At 45.3% G+C, this 17,803-nt stretch carries 16 protein-coding genes, 2 tRNA genes and 1 riboswitch; of the genes, 14 read left to right on the top strand and 4 right to left on the bottom strand.

What is annotated here, in order from left to right:
• Positions 1-53: 53 nt before the first annotated feature.
• Positions 54-130: transfer RNA gene (locus IRQ95_RS21385), tRNA-Asp, on the top strand.
• Between the two features lie 69 nt (positions 131-199).
• Positions 200-276: transfer RNA gene (locus tag IRQ95_RS21380), tRNA-Trp, on the top strand.
• A 448-nt stretch (positions 277-724) separates the two neighbouring features.
• On the opposite strand, the gene IRQ95_RS21375 is transcribed toward IRQ95_RS21380, so the two are convergent.
• A complete protein-coding gene (locus IRQ95_RS21375; RefSeq protein WP_194439749.1) occupies positions 725-862 on the bottom strand; it encodes a hypothetical protein in 138 nt (45 codons plus the stop codon).
• A 153-nt stretch (positions 863-1,015) separates the two neighbouring features.
• Here IRQ95_RS21375 and crcB point away from each other — a divergent pair, with 153 nt between their 5' ends.
• From crcB to thiH, 7 genes are all read left to right on the top strand, one after another.
• Positions 1,016-1,399, top strand: coding sequence for a fluoride efflux transporter CrcB (gene crcB, locus IRQ95_RS21370; RefSeq protein ID WP_194439747.1), 384 nt, complete (start codon positions 1,016-1,018; stop codon positions 1,397-1,399).
• A gap of 62 nt (positions 1,400-1,461) precedes the next feature.
• A riboswitch (TPP riboswitch) is annotated at positions 1,462-1,560 on the top strand.
• A gap of 154 nt (positions 1,561-1,714) precedes the next feature.
• Positions 1,715-3,652 carry a phosphomethylpyrimidine synthase ThiC gene (gene thiC / locus IRQ95_RS21365; RefSeq protein ID WP_194439745.1) on the top strand — a complete coding sequence of 646 codons (1,938 nt, stop codon included), beginning with the start codon at positions 1,715-1,717 and terminating at the stop codon, positions 3,650-3,652.
• Entirely contained in the window at positions 3,652-4,917 is a 1,266-nt protein-coding gene (locus IRQ95_RS21360) for a thiamine phosphate synthase (protein ID WP_194439742.1), read from the top strand. Before thiC ends, IRQ95_RS21360 begins: the two co-directional genes overlap by 1 nt.
• Positions 4,904-5,692, top strand: a complete 789-nt coding sequence (locus IRQ95_RS21355) for a HesA/MoeB/ThiF family protein (protein ID WP_194439739.1) — start codon at positions 4,904-4,906, stop codon at positions 5,690-5,692. Before IRQ95_RS21360 ends, IRQ95_RS21355 begins: the two co-directional genes overlap by 14 nt.
• The gene (thiS, locus tag IRQ95_RS21350) at positions 5,670-5,894 is read left to right on the top strand and encodes a sulfur carrier protein ThiS (protein WP_194439737.1); all 225 of its coding nucleotides are present in this window, start codon (positions 5,670-5,672) and stop codon (positions 5,892-5,894) included. Before IRQ95_RS21355 ends, thiS begins: the two co-directional genes overlap by 23 nt.
• A 2-nt stretch (positions 5,895-5,896) precedes the next feature.
• Complete coding sequence (locus tag IRQ95_RS21345) at positions 5,897-6,676, top strand: thiazole synthase (RefSeq protein WP_194439735.1); 780 nt, start codon at positions 5,897-5,899, stop codon at positions 6,674-6,676.
• Between the two features lie 8 nt (positions 6,677-6,684).
• Positions 6,685-7,797 (top strand): 2-iminoacetate synthase ThiH, encoded by a 1,113-nt coding sequence (gene thiH / locus IRQ95_RS21340; protein ID WP_194439732.1) that lies wholly within the window; start codon positions 6,685-6,687, stop codon positions 7,795-7,797.
• Positions 7,798-7,895: 98 nt separating this feature from the next.
• On the opposite strand, the gene IRQ95_RS21335 is transcribed toward thiH, so the two are convergent.
• Positions 7,896-9,686, bottom strand: a complete 1,791-nt coding sequence (locus tag IRQ95_RS21335) for an aminopeptidase P family protein (protein ID WP_194439730.1) — start codon at positions 9,684-9,686, stop codon at positions 7,896-7,898.
• A gap of 144 nt (positions 9,687-9,830) precedes the next feature.
• The gene (locus IRQ95_RS21330) at positions 9,831-10,772 is read right to left on the bottom strand and encodes a LysR family transcriptional regulator (protein WP_194439728.1); all 942 of its coding nucleotides are present in this window, start codon (positions 10,770-10,772) and stop codon (positions 9,831-9,833) included.
• A 106-nt stretch (positions 10,773-10,878) separates the two neighbouring features.
• Between IRQ95_RS21330 and IRQ95_RS21325 the strand changes: the two genes are divergently transcribed.
• Entirely contained in the window at positions 10,879-12,069 is a 1,191-nt protein-coding gene (locus tag IRQ95_RS21325) for a multidrug effflux MFS transporter (RefSeq protein ID WP_194439726.1), read from the top strand.
• Between the two features lie 101 nt (positions 12,070-12,170).
• On the top strand, positions 12,171-12,455 hold the full coding sequence (gene tsrA, locus IRQ95_RS21320; RefSeq protein WP_194439723.1) for an H-NS-like global regulator TsrA: 285 nt from the start codon (positions 12,171-12,173) through the stop codon (positions 12,453-12,455).
• 36 nt (positions 12,456-12,491) lie between these two features.
• Here the strand turns inward: tsrA and asnC are convergent, their stop codons facing one another.
• Positions 12,492-12,956, bottom strand: a complete 465-nt coding sequence (asnC, locus tag IRQ95_RS21315; RefSeq protein ID WP_194439720.1) for a transcriptional regulator AsnC — start codon at positions 12,954-12,956, stop codon at positions 12,492-12,494.
• A gap of 103 nt (positions 12,957-13,059) precedes the next feature.
• On the opposite strand from asnC, the gene IRQ95_RS21310 reads away from it, so the two are divergent.
• The 3 genes from IRQ95_RS21310 to IRQ95_RS21300 all read left to right on the top strand — a co-directional run bounded on the left by IRQ95_RS21310 (position 13,060) and on the right by IRQ95_RS21300 (position 17,629).
• On the top strand, positions 13,060-16,218 hold the full coding sequence (locus IRQ95_RS21310) for an EAL domain-containing protein (RefSeq protein ID WP_348541638.1): 3,159 nt from the start codon (positions 13,060-13,062) through the stop codon (positions 16,216-16,218).
• Between the two features lie 52 nt (positions 16,219-16,270).
• Positions 16,271-17,050 (top strand): class I SAM-dependent methyltransferase, encoded by a 780-nt coding sequence (locus IRQ95_RS21305; RefSeq protein WP_194439717.1) that lies wholly within the window; start codon positions 16,271-16,273, stop codon positions 17,048-17,050.
• A 102-nt stretch (positions 17,051-17,152) separates the two neighbouring features.
• A complete protein-coding gene (locus IRQ95_RS21300; RefSeq protein WP_194439715.1) occupies positions 17,153-17,629 on the top strand; it encodes a hypothetical protein in 477 nt (158 codons plus the stop codon).
• Positions 17,630-17,803 lie beyond the last annotated feature (174 nt).

Below are 17,803 nucleotides of genomic sequence, written 5' to 3'. Positions count from 1 at the left end.
ATCGCCAGGCTTTAATTTTGAACACTTGTCAGCGACGACAAGTATTCCACTGCGGAGTGGTAGTTCAGTTGGTTAGAATACCGGCCTGTCACGCCGGGGGTCGCGGGTTCGAGTCCCGTCCACTCCGCCACTTATTCGAAAACCTCGCTTTTGCGAGGTTTTTTTGAATCTACAATGTGATAAACTGTAGTTCAAATTTAGGGGTGTAGCTCCAATTGGCAGAGCAGCGGATTCCAAATCCGCGTGTTGGGAGTTCGAATCTCTCCACCCCTGCCATCTTCGAAAGCCTCGACAGAAATGTCGGGGCTTTTTTGCATTTGTTGCTTTTGCAAAGCAAGTGTTGGGAGCTTGTGCGCAAGCCCGGTCGAATCTCTGGATCGCCAGCCCTGTCCACCCCTGCCATATTCGAAGGCTCTGACTTAGGTCAGGGCCTTTTTCGTTTCTGCTAGAAACGAAATTAGAACGTTCGATATCTAAGATATCTCTCTTTGAGAACATTCCGTATCGTTGATACGTCATTTCGAGATGCGGGAACGTTCAGCATCTTCGATGCTTCACTTCGAGAGGGTAAATAGAGCACTCCGTATCTGCGATACTGCGTTTCGGGAACACTTCGTTCCGAGATGCGGGAACGTTCAGTCTCTTCGATACTTCACTTTGAAGAAGCGATCTCTAACCTGTCTTTTTAATTCTATATTCCAACGAGTACTTCTCGACTCTCAATTCATAACTCTACACTCCCTTGCTCTTGCTCTTGCTCTTGCTCTTGCTCTTGCTCTTGCTCTTGCTCTTGCTCTTGCTCTTGCTCTTTTCCCGTATCTGTAGCGCTGCGTTCTCCATTCCCACGTCCGTTTTCCCGCATCCGTAGCGCAGCGTTCCAAACTCCGTTATCGATTAAAGTGACTACTGTAACTTTTTCAATCTGTTAGCTTTTATGGGGTGAATATTTAGTTTGTAGACTCGAAATTTTGTAGGTTATGGCTACAATATAGCCACTTACAGTTTTGGGGGATTTATGGGACAGCTTTCCATTTTAGGTTTTATTGCTCTTGGTGGCGCTTTTGGTGCGTGTTCTCGCTATCTTGTCTCAGAGCTTTGTGTTGCGCTGTTGGGTCGAGGTTTTCCTTACGGCACACTCACTGTTAACGTTGTGGGCTCATTTATTATGGGACTACTGATTGCGGCATTTGAAAGTGAAATAGTGTCGATTGAACCTTGGCGACAAATTATCGGTCTTGGTTTCCTTGGTGCGTTAACCACATTCTCTACGTTCTCAATGGACAATGTACTGCTGATGCAACAGGGCGCATTCTTTAAGATGGGCTTAAATGTGTTACTCAATGTCTTTTTGAGCATCTCAGCGGCGTGGTTAGGTTTTCAATTACTGATTAAGTCTTAACAAAAATTTAAATATTTTTGTACAGGTCGGCTTGGTTTAGACCTGTCAATTGCTTATAATTGCATCACTTGTCGGAGTGCCATTTGGCTGAGACCGTTAATTCGGGATCCGTTGAACCTGATCAGATTAGAATCTGCGAAGGGAACAGGAGAAGATATTATAGCTAGGGATGTTTCTATCATCCTAGTGTACCTATCAACATATCGATGTTGTGTTTAGGTTGCTACAACCTAATTTTCGATACCTCTTGTCATATCGTTCCGCCAAGCATTTTTATCCCATACGTTTATAAAAAAATGAGCAAGGAAAAATGCTATGTCGAGTCGCAAGCAAGCAAGACTGGAAGCTAAACAGTTTATTGATACTCTCTCAGTACAACCTTATCCAAATTCACATAAGGTGTATGTTGAGGGTTCCCGTCCTGATATTCGAGTACCAATGCGCGAAATATCTTTGGCAGATAGCCTAGTCGGAGGCACCAAAGAAGCGCCTGTATTTGAATCTAACGAGCCTATTCGTGTATATGATACTTCTGGTCTCTACACCGATCCTGAACACCAAATCGACCTTTATAGTGGCTTACCTAAGCTTCGTGAGCAATGGATCGAAGAGCGCAGTGATACCGAAGTTTTGGATGATGTTAGCTCCGTTTATACCAAAGAGCGTTTAGCCGATGAAACTCTCGATGAGCTTCGCTACGGCAATCTACCACGTATAAGACGTGCTAAAAGTGGTAAATGTGTGACTCAACTCCACTATGCTCGTCAGGGGCTTATTACTCCTGAAATGGAGTACATCGCTTTGCGCGAGAACATGGGACGTGCTCGCTATCGCGATGAAGTTCTTACTCAGCAGCATCCTGGGCAAAGTTTTGGTGCGAATCTACCCAAAGATATTACCCCTGAGTTTGTACGTAAAGAGGTCGCTGAAGGGCGCGCTATCATTCCTTCTAACATCAACCATCCAGAATCGGAGCCAATGATTATTGGCCGTAACTTCCTAGTTAAAGTGAACGCTAACATCGGCAACTCTTCAGTGACTTCGTCAATCGAAGAAGAAGTTGAGAAGCTGGTTTGGTCAACACGCTGGGGTGGTGATACGGTTATGGACCTGTCGACTGGGCGTAATATTCATGAAACTCGAGAATGGATTTTGCGTAACAGTCCAGTTCCTATTGGTACGGTGCCAATGTACCAAGCGTTAGAAAAAGTGAATGGTATTGCTGAGAACCTTAATTGGGAAGTGATGCGTGACACACTGATTGAGCAAGCCGAGCAGGGGGTCGACTACTTTACTATTCATGCTGGCCTGTTGCTTCGTTACGTACCGATGACAGCAAAACGTGTGACTGGCATTGTCTCTCGTGGTGGTTCTATCATCGCTAAATGGTGTTTAGCTCATCATCAAGAAAGCTTCCTTTATACCCACTTCCGTGAAATTTGTGAGATCTGCGCTAAGTATGATGTTGCGCTTTCACTTGGTGATGGGCTTCGTCCTGGTTCAATCGCAGACGCCAACGATGAAGCGCAGTTTGCTGAACTTAGAACGCTTGGAGAGCTTACCAAGATCGCTTGGGAATATGATGTGCAAGTGATCATTGAAGGTCCGGGCCATGTGCCAATGCACATGATCAAAGAAAATATGGAAGAGCAGCTTGAACATTGTCATGAAGCGCCTTTTTATACCTTAGGTCCACTTACGACTGATATTGCCCCAGGCTATGATCATATTACTTCGGGTATTGGTGCGGCGATGATTGGCTGGTATGGCTGTGCCATGCTGTGTTATGTCACGCCGAAAGAGCACCTTGGGTTACCAAACAAGGATGATGTTAAGACTGGCCTTATTACTTATAAATTGGCTGCCCATGCTGCGGATTTGGCAAAAGGCCATCCGGGAGCACAAGTGCGCGATAACGCCCTGTCGAAAGCACGCTTTGAGTTCCGCTGGGAAGACCAATTTAACCTATCTCTCGATCCGGAAACAGCGCGCAGTTTCCATGATGAAACCTTGCCGCAAGAATCAGGTAAGGTTGCCCATTTTTGCTCAATGTGTGGCCCTAAATTCTGCTCGATGAAGATTTCGCAAGAGGTGCGTGAATACGCTAAGGACACCGCACAGGTCGCGGCCGATCAAGCTATAGAGATAAAAATGCTTGATGATCCATTAGAAGGTATGCGACAGAAATCGGCTGAGTTTCTAGCGACTGGTTCTGAGCTCTATCACCCAGCGGTCAGTACAGAGGCTGAGTAATGATGGTCTCTATACTGGTTCCATCGAGTAAGATTGAGTTAACCGGTGAGATTCAACAGGCTCTTTTGTTAGCCAAACAGCAAGGTTTGGCAATCGATAATATTGAGTTGGGTGTTAGTCCAACTCAGTATCTGTTAATCAAAACCGAGCAATCAGAACTCGTTATCGGTAGTGATCTCTGGTCATGTTCACCAACAGATTGTCATCGTTATATTCACTATCGCAGTAGTCAGGTGAGTTTACCTATTGATGAACAATCGGTTTATCACGGTATTGAGGATGGGACTGATTGGCTAGATATTTGGGTGCACGCAGACAATCGTGAAACCCGCGCGATTGGCTATCAGACCGACCCAAGATTGGTCGAATCTAGCCATCATTTTGCTTGGATAATCGCATTACTTAGCCTCGATTTTCCTCTGGAAGATGCGTTGACTCTTGCTCGTGGCAAGATGCATGTTTCACGTGAAACATGGCCGAGTGAGTATGATGACTTTCCCTTACCAGTCCTTGAACACGAAAGACTTGGTATTTCGGTTGGTTGGAATGCCGGGTCTGAAATAGGCCAATTTAGCCCTGTCGATGAGACCAAGCTCGGTTTGTACCCCGTGGTTGATAGTCTTGATTGGGTAACAACCTTACTTGAATTGGGCATTAAGACCCTTCAGTTAAGGATTAAAGATGCCGATACTCAGAATCTGGAACAGCAAATCAAAGCTGCGATTGAACTCGGCAAACAGTATCACGCGCAAGTGTTTATTAATGATTATTGGCAATTGGCGATCAAGCATCGCGCCTATGGTGTGCATCTGGGTCAGGAAGATCTGGAGGCATCTAACATCTCTCAATTGCGCAGTGCCGACATTCGACTAGGTTTATCGACTCATGGTTACTATGAGTTATTAAGGATAGTTCAGCTTAAGCCGAGTTACATCGCATTAGGGCATATATTCCCTACAACCACCAAACAGATGCCTTCAAAGCCACAAGGGTTGGTCAGATTAGCGCTATACCAGACCTTGATAAATAGCATTCCTAATGTGAGTCATGGGAACGCTAGGCAGAATTTTGGTTATCCAACCGTCGCAATCGGTGGTATCGATACCTCCAACGCGGCATTGGTTTGGCGTTGTGGCGTGACCAGCCTAGCGGTTGTCAGAGCGCTCACTCTCGCGGAATCACCCCAAGAGGTAATAGGCCAATTCGAACAGATTATGCGAGATAAAGCATTGTTGGTAGAGGAGGTGATGGATGTTGACGGATGAACAGTTTATTCGCTACCAGCGTCAAGTTGCTCTACCTGATATCAGTGAGATTGGTCAACAGCGTTTACTTCAATCGCACGTATTGGTTATTGGCTGTGGTGGTTTAGGCAGTGCTGCGGCACTGTATTTGGCTGGCGCAGGCGTGGGCCGTTTGGTCTTGGTCGATGATGACAACGTTGAAGTCAGTAACCTACATCGGCAAGTAGCGTATCGAAGCTATGATTTGAACAGTTGTAAAGTCAACGCAATTTCTCGCCAATTGTCGGAGTTAAATTCCGACGTTCAGTTACGCAGCATCACGCGTCGTATGGAGGAATCGCAACTGAGTTTGGAAGTGATGTTGGCTGATGTTGTCCTTGATTGTAGTGATAACTTAGCGACGCGACAGTTAGTCAATCGGGTCTGCTTTCAGCAAAAGACACCGTTAATTTCCTCAGCAGCAATAGGTTGGCAAGGGCAGTTTACTGTTTTTGACTATCAACAAGGGCAAGGTTGTTATCGCTGTCTTTATCCATTTGACGAGTTAGCCCAAGCGCAGAGTTGCAGCGAATCCGGAGTTTTAGGACCTGTGATCGGCACGTTGGGTAACTATCAAGCGTTGGCTGCGATACAGAAACTCGCGCTTGGGAAGTTCTTAGTTGCGACCGGTCAAATCCATCTCTTTAACGGCAAAACTATGCTTTGGCAGACCATCAATATCTCACAAGATAGCCATTGTTCCGTATGCGGTGCACTGGCGGAGGAAGTCATCCATGACTCAACCAAACACAGCTAATATCACCATTACGATCAATCAACAGACGCAAGTGGTGGTCGGCGATAGCCACCTTGGTCAGATAATTGATCAACTTGAACTGCCTGCCGAAGGCTGCGTATTCGCAATCAATAATCAAGTGATTCTCAAAAGTGAATGGTCGACCACGATAGTAAATCAAGGCGATGCGATTTCACTTTTTCAAGCGATAGCAGGGGGCTAATCATGAGTTCTATTTCAACTTTAACCATTGCCGATAAGCGTTTTGATTCGAGACTTTTTACTGGGACGGGAAAATTTGCCAATAGTGAAGTGATGGCACAAGCGATTCGCGCCTCTGGCTCCCAACTCGCAACCATGGCGTTAAAGCGGGTTGATATTAATGACAAGCAAGATGATATTTTGCAGCCTCTGGTCGCAGCTGGAGTCAATTTGCTGCCCAATACTTCCGGTGCGAAGAATGCTCAAGATGCCATTTTCGCTGCTCATCTAGCTCGTGAAGCGTTAGGGACCAATTGGCTCAAGTTAGAAATACACCCAGATCCCAAGTATTTGATGCCCGATCCCATCGAGACGCTAAAAGCGGCAGAACAACTGGTGCGTGATGGCTTTGTTGTTCTACCTTACTGTCATGCCGATCCCGTGTTGTGCAAGCGTCTAGAAGAGGTAGGGTGCGCTGCGGTAATGCCACTTGGTGCTCCTATTGGTTCAAACAAAGGGATCGCCTCGCGCGATTTTCTTGAAATTATCATCGATCAAGCTCGAATCCCGGTGATTGTTGATGCTGGAATTGGCGCGCCATCTCATGCGGCGCTTGCAATGGAAATGGGCGCGGATGCCGTGTTGGTCAATACTGCAATCGCTGCTGCGCAGCAACCTGTGGCGATGGCACAGGCTTTCAAGTTAGCGGTTGAATCTGGGCGAATAGCTTATCAAGCTGGATTGGCTGGGCAGGTTTCTCATGCCATTGCATCGAGCCCGTTAACCGCATTTCTTGATTCGTGAGGCTAGTGATGAGTTTTTTGCAGCAATTCAATCAACTCAATTGGGATGATATTTCACTGTCTATTTTGAGTAAAACCTCTGACGATGTTGAACGCGCATTGAGCAAATCTAAGCGTGATCTTGAAGACTTTAAGGCGCTGATATCCCCCGCGGCGGAACCTTACTTAGAGCAGATGGCACAAGCGTCCTTGGCGTTAACGCGTAAGCGATTTGGTAACACCATGTCGTTATATATCCCGCTTTATCTCTCTAATCTGTGTGCTAATGCGTGCACTTATTGCGGTTTCTCAATGGAGAATCGCATTAAACGTCGCACATTGAATGAACAAGAGATCCGCGCGGAAATTGATGCCATTAAAGCGATGAAGTTCGATAGCGTATTATTGGTGACCGGTGAGCATGAAACGAAAGTCGGTATGAATTACTTTCGCCAAATGCTTCCACTGATTAAACCGCACTTTAATTATCTTGCGATGGAAGTTCAGCCGTTAAAGCAGCATGAGTACGCTGAGCTTAAAAGCTTAGGTCTTGATGCGGTAATGGTCTATCAAGAAACCTATCATCCTTCGACTTACGCACAGCATCATCTACGGGGCAATAAAACCAACTTTGAGTTTCGTCTCGAAACGCCCGATCGGCTAGCTAAGGCGGGGATTGATAAGATTGGTATTGGCGCTTTGATTGGATTAGAAGATTGGCGAACCGATTGTTTCTACGTTGCCGCGCACCTTGATTATTTAGAGCGAACCTATTGGCAGACACGGTATTCGATATCTTTTCCTCGTCTACGACCTTGCGCCGGAAGTTTGCAGCCTAAGTCGTTGATGAGTGACAAGCAGTTAGTGCAGTTGATTTGTGCTTATCGTCTGTTGAATCCAGAAGTAGAACTTTCGTTGTCGACCCGCGAGAGTGAAGCCTTTCGGGATAATGTGTTACCTCTCGGTATCACGAGTCTATCGGCGGCTTCAAAAACCCAGCCGGGAGGTTACGCGATGCAAGAAGCAGAGTTAGAGCAATTTGAAATTAGTGATGAACGCAGTGCCGCAACCGTTGAAGCGATGATACGCAGTAAAGGGTTCGATCCTGTATGGCGCGATTGGCATTCGGCATACTCTGGTTAATCATCCGTATGTTTCACGTGAAACATAAAAGGCTCCCGCGGGAGCCTTTTGTTTATCGATGACCGACTGATTATGCGGTTAGCTATTCACTGTTTGGCTTAGTGACTGAGTGCGCGAGTTGCTTCAAGCAGCCATTGCTTGGCTGGTTCATCATTAATCAGTTGGTTGAGGTCTTGCCATACTTTTTCATGGTAGTCGTTCAGCCAAGCGAGTTCCGGACGAGTCAGTAGGTTGACATCGATATTACGTAGATCGATTGGACAACGTGTTAGCGACTCAAAGGTTAGCACTGAGAAATCGCCTTGGGTTGGAAGTTCAACAACCAGCTCTAAGTTCTCAATACGAATACCAAACTGTTCTGCACGGTAGTAGCCCGGCTCATTAGAAAGCACCATACCTTCTACAAGCGGCACATCAATTTGTCGCTTGGATATGCTAGCAGGGCCTTCATGTACACTGAGGAAGTGACCGACACCATGACCAGTACCATGGTCATAATCGAAGCCTTCCGCCCATAGATGTTGACGAGCAAGCGTGTCGATTTGATAGCCACGCGTGCCTTGTGGGAAGCGTGCACGGGCGACACCGATGTGACCTTTTAGAGCGAGGGTAAATTGCTTAATCATTTCTGCACTTGGCTGTCCAATCGCGATAGTACGCGTAATGTCAGTGGTACCATCAAGATACTGACCGCCTGAATCCACTAAGTACAAGCTATCCATGGTGAGCTGTCCTGGCTCAGGTTGGTTCTCATGGTTGTAGTGACACATCGCAGCGTTACTACCTGCAGCTGAAATGGTGTCAAAGCTTAGGTCCATTAGCGTAGGGTCTTGACGACGAATTGATTCTAGCTTGTCTGCCAACACGGCTTCGTTATGTAGCTTACCTTGCGCTACTTCACTATCTAGCCAACTCAGGAATTGCACCATCGCGACGCCATCACGAATGTGACACGCTTTCATGCCTGCAATCTCAGTTGCGTTTTTGGCGGCTTTTGGCATCAGACATGGATCAGCTGCACTAATCACTTGAGCGCCTGAATTTTGCAGTACCAGTTTCACCCAAGCGTTACTTGTCGCCGGGTCAACAAGGACCTTGCTACCATTCAGTGCTTCTAGTTGAGCTTGTAATTGTTCTGGATGATAAACAGAAACACCTGCGCCAACGTGCGTGGCAAACTCGGCTGGAATACGAGTAGGGTCTAAGAAGAACTCTACGTTTCCGTTAGCGTGCAAAATCGCATGAGAAAGCAGAACTGGAAGACGTGATACATCTAAACCACGAATGTTGAGTAACCAACAAATTGAATCGAGAGCGGTAATCACTGCGCTGTCTGCGCCTTGCTTCGCAACTAGTGCTGCAATCTCATGGCGTTTCTCTTGGCTTGATTGACCAACAGATTCAGTTGGCATTAGACGCACATCTGAAAGCACTGGCGCAGGTCGATCAGACCAAAGTTCATCAATTGGATTGCTGTTAAGAATTTCTAGTTGGTGATTTTTCGCTAGCTTCGCTTGTGCACCCTCTAGCCAAGCACCATTGTGCATGCGAGGGTCAATCGCCACTTTGCCGCCAACGGCAACTTGCTCAGTTACCCAATCCAAGGCCGGTTCATTGATTAGGTGGCGATATTCGAACAGCTCTGCAGGTACTTGTTTGGTGACTTGCACTGTATAGCGACCATCAACAAAAATTGCCGCTTTTTCGCGAGTGATGACTGCGACGCCTGCAGAACCGGTAAAACCTGTTAGCCAGTGAAGGCGTTCATTGTGCGCTGGAACATATTCACCCAAGTATTCATCTTCGTGAGGAACCAGTAAAGCATCAAGGTTATGCTGAACAAGCCATTCTCTAATGGCATTCAAACGCTGTTCAGTAGTTGTAAGCATCGTTTTAATCCTTCAATTAGTGGTGGTCGCACTACAGTTACGACATTGCAGAATAAGCTACTCTTTTTAGTCCAGTGCTGCAAACGTTAGCTCAGGCATATTTTTGTCTGCTGGTTATTCCTACTAGAATAACCTTCAAAGAGGTTATCTTAACGCGTCGGTTTTATCGCGAATCATGGTTCGTAGCCATGACAGAGCTGGGTCATTCTCACGGTCACGATGCCAAAACAAAGTGTATGCCATAGGTGGGAACTCCATCGGAAGAGGTAAAACGGTTAAGTTAAGCTGCTTTGCGGCTAGCTGAATAAAGTGGCTTGGCGCGGTGAAGATGAAATCTGTATAGCTACATAAACTTGCCGCGCTGTTAAAGTCAGGAACGGTAATCGCAATATCACGCTCGCATCCCATGTCAGCAAGGCGATAATCAAGTAACCAACGGTCGTTACCGTCACAACGAACTTGTACGTGGCGCTGCTTGAGGTAGTTCTTTAGGTTCCATGGTTGGCTTAACGCGGGGTGGTTGTTGCGAATCAAACAGACTTGATTATCACGATAGATTTCCTGCTCGCAGATATCACTGGGTGGCAGCATGGTGAGCTTGGCATCATTAATGTCGATATCTTTGCCTGTGATGCCCAAATCGATTTCACCACGCTGCATTAAGGGAAAAGTTTGCTCATTCCATGGATGAGTACTGATGGTGACATTCGGCGCTTGCTTAAAAATGTGTGGTAAGAAGTGCGGCAAGATCAGTGGGTAGACACTTTCTACTGCAGCAATCTGAAATCGGTAATCACTCGAGTCTGGCGTGAATTGTTCCGGTTGCGTCAGTATCTCTAATTGATGAATCAAATTATCGAGCTTGGGTTTCAGAAAGAGCGCTTTGGGTGTCGCGGTTAAACCATGAGATGTTCGGATAAAAAGTGGATCATCAAATTGGGTTCTTAGCTTTGCCAGGTTCTTGCTCACCGCTGACTGTGAGAGGCAGAGGCGACTTGCTGTCCGAGTGACATTGAGCTCTTCTAAAAGAACTTTAAGACAGACCAGCAAGTTTAAATCTATACGCGCAAGTTTTTCTATATTCATGATATTCTCGATTAGAATAACTGTGATGATTTAATGTCATTGGAAGTAATATCTAGCCTAACTTAGACTAGCGCCAATTTCATTAGTTAATCGTTTAGTTGTTTCAATGCATACTTCATACACTCCTTCAAAGTCTCAAATGGCACTTTTGACACTCCTCGTGTTATTCAGCCCGTTGGCGATCGATATTTACTTACCTGCGCTGCCTTTGATGTCTGAAGCGTTTCACGTGGAACATGCATTAACTCAAGGAACGATTACTTGGTTCTTATTTGCCATGGGCGTTGGTCAGTTATTTGCTGGTCCCTTGGCGGATAAACTCGGACGTCGAACTGTTGCATTGGGTGGCATTAGTATTTACGGTTTGAGCGCTCTATTGGCGTGGGGAGCTCAAAACATTGAGTGGATGCTGGTTGCTCGTATGCTACAAGGCTTAGGTGCGTGCGCGACATCGGTAGCAGCCTTTGCAACAGTTCGCGATCTATTTGGTCCGGAAAAGAGCGGACGAATGATCAGTTATCTTAATGGGGCGATCTGTTTTATTCCCGCTTTAGCGCCTATTTTAGGTAGTTGGTTAACACAGCAGTTTGGCTGGCGCAGTAACTTCAGTTTTATGGCGCTATATGCCTTGGTTGTCTTTGCTTTGTTGTTCACTAGCATGAAAGAGACCAACCCACAGACAAGTAAAGAGCCGGTGTTCCGTCTAAGTCGTTACTTGGATATTTTACAAACCCCTTCATTCTTGTTCCATGCGAGTCTGTGTATGTTAGCGATGGCGGTTATTCTTGCGTATGTGACTTCTGCACCCGTGGTATTGATGGGCGAGCTAGGGCTAGATATGAACCAGTTTACGTTTTGGTTTGGCATCAATGCTGCGTTAAATATCACGGCAAGTATGACGGCGCCAAAATGTATGGATAGATTAGGCACGCGAGCTACACTGTTAATTGGCTTGGCTATTTTGATGGTGGCAGGTGTATTGATGTTAGCGTTAGCCGACATTGCTAGCCCGCTTGCCTTCATGCTTCCAGTGTTTCTTTCATCGATTGGCTTTGCCTGGATTCTTGGCGCAGCAGCGGGCAAGGCTCTTGCTCCATTTGGTGATAAAGCGGGTACGGCAGCAGCGTTGTTAGGTTTGTTTCAGATGAGTGGTTCAGGATTGGTGATTGGCCTTGTGCAACTTACCGGTTTAGAACCCAAAGTAATGATCGCAATACAAATGTTGATCGTTTTGCCTTGGTTTTTCGTTCTGTTTACCAAACCTGCAAGAGCATGGCATCAGGTTGTTTCGCACTAATTGGTGTAATACAAGGTTAGAATTAGCGAGTGCCTATGCCAAGATACAAAAACGGTGTATATTTAGCCTTTCATTTTTTAACTGGTGGATTTTAATAAAACATGTCTCTAACGACGTACGAGATGGCTCGATTATTGGAGCAACTGGATAGTTCTCCAGAAAAAGTTATGTTTGGTAAATTGCTTAATGAACTAGGCAACCAAAGTGGCGAGCGCATTCAAAGCGCAGCGAAACAAGTACCGCTGCCAATTCTGAGAGATATCGTTTACCACTTTCAACAAGTGATTGCTTCACGTAAAGATGAGCAAGTTGACCTGCTGGCAAAACAGATTTCAGAGCAGGGCATTTCTGTTGAAGAGTTAAAAGAATATTTAGCTTCACGCTAAACAGATTATAAAAAGCTCGCCGATGGCGAGCTTTTTTTATGGGTTAACATTGCGATTGATGGGATTTTGCAATGAGATTAGTGTTTCTGTAGATTGCACTTCATCGATGGCTTGTAGTTTATCTATCAATACATACTGGAGCTCTTCGATTGAACGGCACATGAGTTTAACGAAGATGTTATAAGCCCCTGTGGTGTAGTAAGCTTCAACCACTTCCTCCAGAGCGTTTAACTTCTCAAGTGCAGAGTGATAATCACGGGCGGCATTGAGGTTGATACCAATAAAACAGCACACATCGTAGCCGAGTTTTTTGCTGTCGACGATAACTTCGGTGCCTTGAATTACTTGCGCCGCTTTCATTTTTTCAATGCGTACATGAATCGTTGCGGGGCTAACATTATATTTCTTGGCCATTTCGGCGTAAGGTGTTCGCGCATCGGCCATCAGAGTTTTAAGTATGGCTTTATCTAGGTCGTCCAATTTGTTCGCGTGAACTTGCATAAATTTTCCTATATTGTTCAGCTCTTAAGCTAGAGTTGAGTACAAATTTGCACCAACAATGTTACTATGATTGAAACATTTCCTCTAAAAAGAGCATTAAAAAGTGCGTTTTGGTCTCACTATATTTATCTGTTTTTTCAGTTCTTTTGCTCTCGCAAACAGTAAAGACGTACTTGTAATCCACTCATATCACCAAGGTTTTTTTTGGACGGATAACTTCCAACAAGGTTTAGATGAAGTTTTAGACTCGACTGAAATAAGCAGGCGCGTTTTGTATTTGGATACCAAACGTCTACAGAGTGAAGAGTATCTAGAGCAACTATATCGTCTTTATCAGACTAAGTTTAGTCAGGAGCGTTACTCAGCCATCATCGTCAGTGACAACAATGCTCTGGACTTGATGCGTCGATTAGCACCTGAGCTTGGAGATACGCCAGTCTTATTTGGTGGTATTAACCACTATCAGCCACAAATGCACCAAGGTCTAAACGCAACAGGGGTCACTGAAAATATCGATTTTCTTTCCAACTTCAGCCTGATTGATCGTATTCAACCGGATGGAAAAAAAATCTATGTCATTACCGATCACTCCAAAACAGGGGGCTCCGTTCATCGCCAAGTAGCGAGGTTGCTTAGCGTGCATAGTGACTGGCAGCAAAAAGTTGAGCAGGTTGTACCGAGTTCGTTTGATGATTTGCTGAAATTTATCGAACAGTTGGATCAAACATCGAGTGTGATACTCGCGATATTCTACCGCGATGGTCAAGGTAGAGTGACGTCATCCTATGATTTGCAAAGACTCACGCAAGTCTCGGGCGCTCCAATCTATATGGTTCACGATTTAGGACTTGGGCTGGGCGCTATTGGGGGCGTGATGCAAAATGGTCGTATGCACGGCCAGCAAGTGGCTAAGATGTTGATAGCAACACTACAAGCCAGTGACGGTACGCCATTACCCGCTGTTGAGACGGGTGCACAAGAGATTAAGCTAGATTACCAAGAGCTACTTAAGTGGCAGCTAGGTACTGATAGCGAGTTAACCGCTGAATTTATCAACAAACCTCAAGCTTTTGCTCAACGTTATAACGATGAGATCCGCATTGTAGTTGGCGTACTTTTTGGCCTGATAGTAGTTATCGTAAGCTTGGTTTACTACCTGAGTAGGCTAAAGAAAAGTGAGCAAGTAGCTCGAGACAACCAAACCATGATTGAAATGGTTTTTGACCAAAGTTATCACTTTATTGGTATTTTGGACCAAACAGGTCACTTAACATCTACCAACAGTAAACTACAAAGTATCCTTTATCAGGATGATGCGATCAGTGATCGACCTATTTGGAACTACAGGCATTGGCAGAGCGAAGCGGCAGAGCGCATTAAAGACTATTTCCTACAAAGCGCTCCTAACTCAGTCAGCCAGTTTGAAGTGGAAGTATACCACCCAGATCATGGGGCTATGGTTTTGGAGCTTTCTTTACGTGTATTGCCGAGCTATAGAGACATCACGCATCGGGTACTTCTCGAAGCGCGAGATATTACGTCGAGAAAGCTAACTGAAGAGCGTCTGTTCGAACGTGAAACGACGTTAAGTTATTACTATAACCAGCAGCCGGTGATGATGATTACTCTTGATGATAAGAATCGCATTCAGAGGGTAAACAGTTTTGCTGAGCAGTTGTTGGGTTACCATGAAAAAGAGCTACTTGGCCACCGTCTCAAAGATTTTTACGTTGACGAGAATACCACTATTCCTCGCCAAGTATTGTTACAGCCTAAGCAGGCTCTTAAAGGAGTGTGGCGCCGAGAAGTTGAGTTCCGCCATCGAGATGGGCATTCACTATGGTTGCGTGAAAATATTAGGCCTCTTGTTGAAAGTGGTCACTTACTTATTGTCGCTGAAGATGTGACTGAGATGCGTCTATTAGCGAAGCAACTGGCTTATCAAGCTCAGTACGATTTACTAACGGACACCTTCAATCGTAACCACTTTGAAATGGAACTTGAAAAAGCACTTAAAGAGGTGGAGAGCCATACCAGAATTCATGCGATGCTCTATCTGGATCTGGACCAATTAAAAGTCTTAAATGATACGGCTGGCCATGAGACAGGAGATGCTGCCATTCAATTTTGCGCGAGCCTACTGCAAGATGTGTTGCCATACAAAGCAATCCTCGCTCGTATGGGAGGGGATGAGTTTGCCATACTCGTGAAAGATTGTACTGAACGAGACGCTAAGAACATTGCTCGCTCCATCATTGCAATGATGAACGAACATCAGTTTATTTGGCAAGATATAAGGCTCAACCTCACTTGTTCTATCGGTATCCGTTTAATTGATCATACTGCTACCTCTCCTCAAATGGTGCATGCTCAAGCCGATACCGCGTGTCATGCAGCAAAAGAAGAAGGGCGAAATAGATACAACCTCTATTCTTCTAGTGACGAAGACCTGCGTCAAAGAGAAATGGAAATGAGTTGCGTGAACTTGGTTCACAGTGCGTTAGCGGATAACCGTATTGAGTTATTTGCTCAAAAAATTATCGGTTTAAATGGCAGTGATAAGCGAATGCATTTTGAAGTTCTCGTGCGTATTCGTAACTCTGATGGTGACTATATTTCTCCTGGTATTTTCATGCCAGCTTCAGAGCGTTACAACATTGCTCATTGGCTTGATCGCCAAGTTATTCGCCAAACTTTGGAGTGGTTTGAAAGTCATCCGGAATTGCTAGATAACCTTGCTCTCTGTTCGATAAATTTGTCAGGGCAGTCGATGGGAAATCAAGAGTTCGTGACTTTTCTTATTGAGATCCTGAGCAACAGTAAAGTGCCATGCGAAAAAATTTGCCTTGAGATTACTGAAACTGCGGCAATGAGTAACATGAACCAAGCGATTAAGCTCTTTACGCAACTTAAGCAGCTTGGCTGTTTAATTGCTTTAGATGACTTTGGTTCAGGTTTATCTTCATTTGGGTATCTGAAAAAGTTGCCTGTCGATATCGTCAAGATAGATGGTTTATTTGTCCGCGACATGGATAGTGATGAAATGGATCACTTAATGGTCCGCTCTATTAATGACTTAGCGAAAAAAATGGGTAAACAGACAGTGGCGGAATTTGTGGAAAATCCGCAGATTATAGATCGCCTTCTGGACCTAGGCGTTGATTACGCTCAGGGATACTTTATTGGAAAACCGATGCCCTTGGCGGATTTAGTCGATGAATTAATGCATGAAACAAGGACTGTAGAACATAGTAGCGAGTGATAAAATTCGCTACACTTCGCCCCTTTCTTTTGCGCTTTAATGGAGCCCGCTTTTGCAACTACAACTTGTGTGTGAAGACCTAACACAAACTGAACGTCTAAATGAAATTGCAGCTCGTTGGGGGTTACTGCACGATGAGCAGAGCGTGTTTGCTTTAGTGTTGACCGAACAGCGACTTGAACTGCGTAAGCTAGATGAGCCTAAACTGGGTGCGATTTATGTCGACTTAGTCTCAGGCGCCGTGGCGCATCGTCGTAAATTTGGTGGCGGTAAAGGGCAAGCAATCGCAAAAGCAGCAGGCTTAAATAAAGGCGCCACACCAACCGTGCTTGATGGAACGGCGGGGTTAGGGCGTGACGCATTTGTTCTCGCATCACTCGGCTGTAAAGTGCAAATGGTTGAGCGTCATCCAGTTGTTGCAGCGCTGCTCGATGATGGTCTTGCGCGAGCGAAGCAAGATGCTGAAATTGGTGAGTGGGTTTCAGAGCGCATGTCTCTTGTGCATGCATCAAGTCATAACGCACTCAGCGATTTGGTTAATGATCCAGATTTTAACGCGCCAGATGTGGTCTATCTTGACCCAATGTATCCTCACCCAGAGAACAAAAAGAAAAGCGCGTTAGTGAAAAAAGAAATGCGCGTGTTTCAGTCACTAGTTGGCGCTGATAATGATGCTGATTCGCTCTTGCAACCAGCGTTGGCATTGGCAACAAAACGCGTTGTGGTAAAACGTCCTGACTATGCAGAATGGCTAGATAACCAAAAACCCAGTATGGCGATAGAGACTAAGAAAAATCGTTTTGATGTCTACGTAAAGGCGTCAATGAGTTAATTATCACCTCTGTACCATCTCGATACACTTTGCGCTTGCGCTAAGCGCATACTACATGTATATCTTAGTAATAATAATTCGTATTCTTGCTGAGGTGGTTGTATGAGTAAGCGCTTATGTAAATTGAATCGTCATGATATTGATCAGCAGTTAAGTGATATTCAACGTATTGTCGCAGCGCCAAAATACCTCTGTCGTTCATGTGCTCGTGTATCACAAGATAAAAATCTATTGTGTAAGCCAATGACGCTGCAAGCGGTTAATCCCGACGTGACGGTCGTGGTAGAAGATAAAAGTGTTTTACCTCAACAGACTGAAACTCTGTTGACTGATCACCTGGTGTCTAGTGAACCATTACACGGTCAATCTAAGCTCAGTAAGTCTGAGCTTAAACAAGCCAAGAAGCAGGCTAAGAAGCAGAAGAAGTACTTCAAAAAGCTGAAGAAGACGGTCGATAAGCAGCAGAAACTTTTGCGTAAACAGCAGAAACTTGAACAGCAATTTAATAAGACCAATACGACTCTCAGCCAGCTGACGATAGTGAGCGGTTTGTCCGCTTCTCAACACGCTATGCATTAACTGGTTAACTTTACATAAATAAATAGCCCGCGATTATCGCGGGCTCAGATTGATGACGAACCCCGCTTTTTCAAGCGGGGTTCTTTTTTGGAAGCGACCGTAGGTCGCGATCGCGATATTTTTTGTTATACCGTGCGCAGAAGCTTCCATTCATTACATAGGCATACAGAAGCA

Source organism: Vibrio fluminensis, assembly GCF_015278125.1.
Classification (GTDB): domain Bacteria; phylum Pseudomonadota; class Gammaproteobacteria; order Enterobacterales; family Vibrionaceae; genus Vibrio; species Vibrio fluminensis.
Note: the sequence above shows the minus strand (reverse complement) of the source record. Positions and strands in the feature narration are given on the sequence as shown.

Bases quoted from the DNA above. Each gene is read 5' to 3' on its own strand.
- IRQ95_RS21375 (WP_194439749.1), bottom strand. From the start codon at position 862: ATGCGGGAAAACGGACGTGGGAATGGAGAACGCAGCGCTACAGATACG.
- crcB (WP_194439747.1), top strand. From the start codon at position 1,016: ATGGGACAGCTTTCCATTTTAGGTTTTATTGCTCTTGGTGGCGCTTTT.
- thiC (WP_194439745.1), top strand. From the start codon at position 1,715: ATGTCGAGTCGCAAGCAAGCAAGACTGGAAGCTAAACAGTTTATTGAT.
- IRQ95_RS21360 (WP_194439742.1), top strand. From the start codon at position 3,652: ATGATGGTCTCTATACTGGTTCCATCGAGTAAGATTGAGTTAACCGGT.
- IRQ95_RS21355 (WP_194439739.1), top strand. From the start codon at position 4,904: ATGTTGACGGATGAACAGTTTATTCGCTACCAGCGTCAAGTTGCTCTA.
- thiS (WP_194439737.1), top strand. From the start codon at position 5,670: ATGACTCAACCAAACACAGCTAATATCACCATTACGATCAATCAACAG.
- IRQ95_RS21345 (WP_194439735.1), top strand. From the start codon at position 5,897: ATGAGTTCTATTTCAACTTTAACCATTGCCGATAAGCGTTTTGATTCG.
- thiH (WP_194439732.1), top strand. From the start codon at position 6,685: ATGAGTTTTTTGCAGCAATTCAATCAACTCAATTGGGATGATATTTCA.
- IRQ95_RS21335 (WP_194439730.1), bottom strand. From the start codon at position 9,686: ATGCTTACAACTACTGAACAGCGTTTGAATGCCATTAGAGAATGGCTT.
- IRQ95_RS21330 (WP_194439728.1), bottom strand. From the start codon at position 10,772: ATGAATATAGAAAAACTTGCGCGTATAGATTTAAACTTGCTGGTCTGT.
- IRQ95_RS21325 (WP_194439726.1), top strand. From the start codon at position 10,879: ATGCATACTTCATACACTCCTTCAAAGTCTCAAATGGCACTTTTGACA.
- tsrA (WP_194439723.1), top strand. From the start codon at position 12,171: ATGTCTCTAACGACGTACGAGATGGCTCGATTATTGGAGCAACTGGAT.
- asnC (WP_194439720.1), bottom strand. From the start codon at position 12,956: ATGCAAGTTCACGCGAACAAATTGGACGACCTAGATAAAGCCATACTT.
- IRQ95_RS21300 (WP_194439715.1), top strand. From the start codon at position 17,153: ATGAGTAAGCGCTTATGTAAATTGAATCGTCATGATATTGATCAGCAG.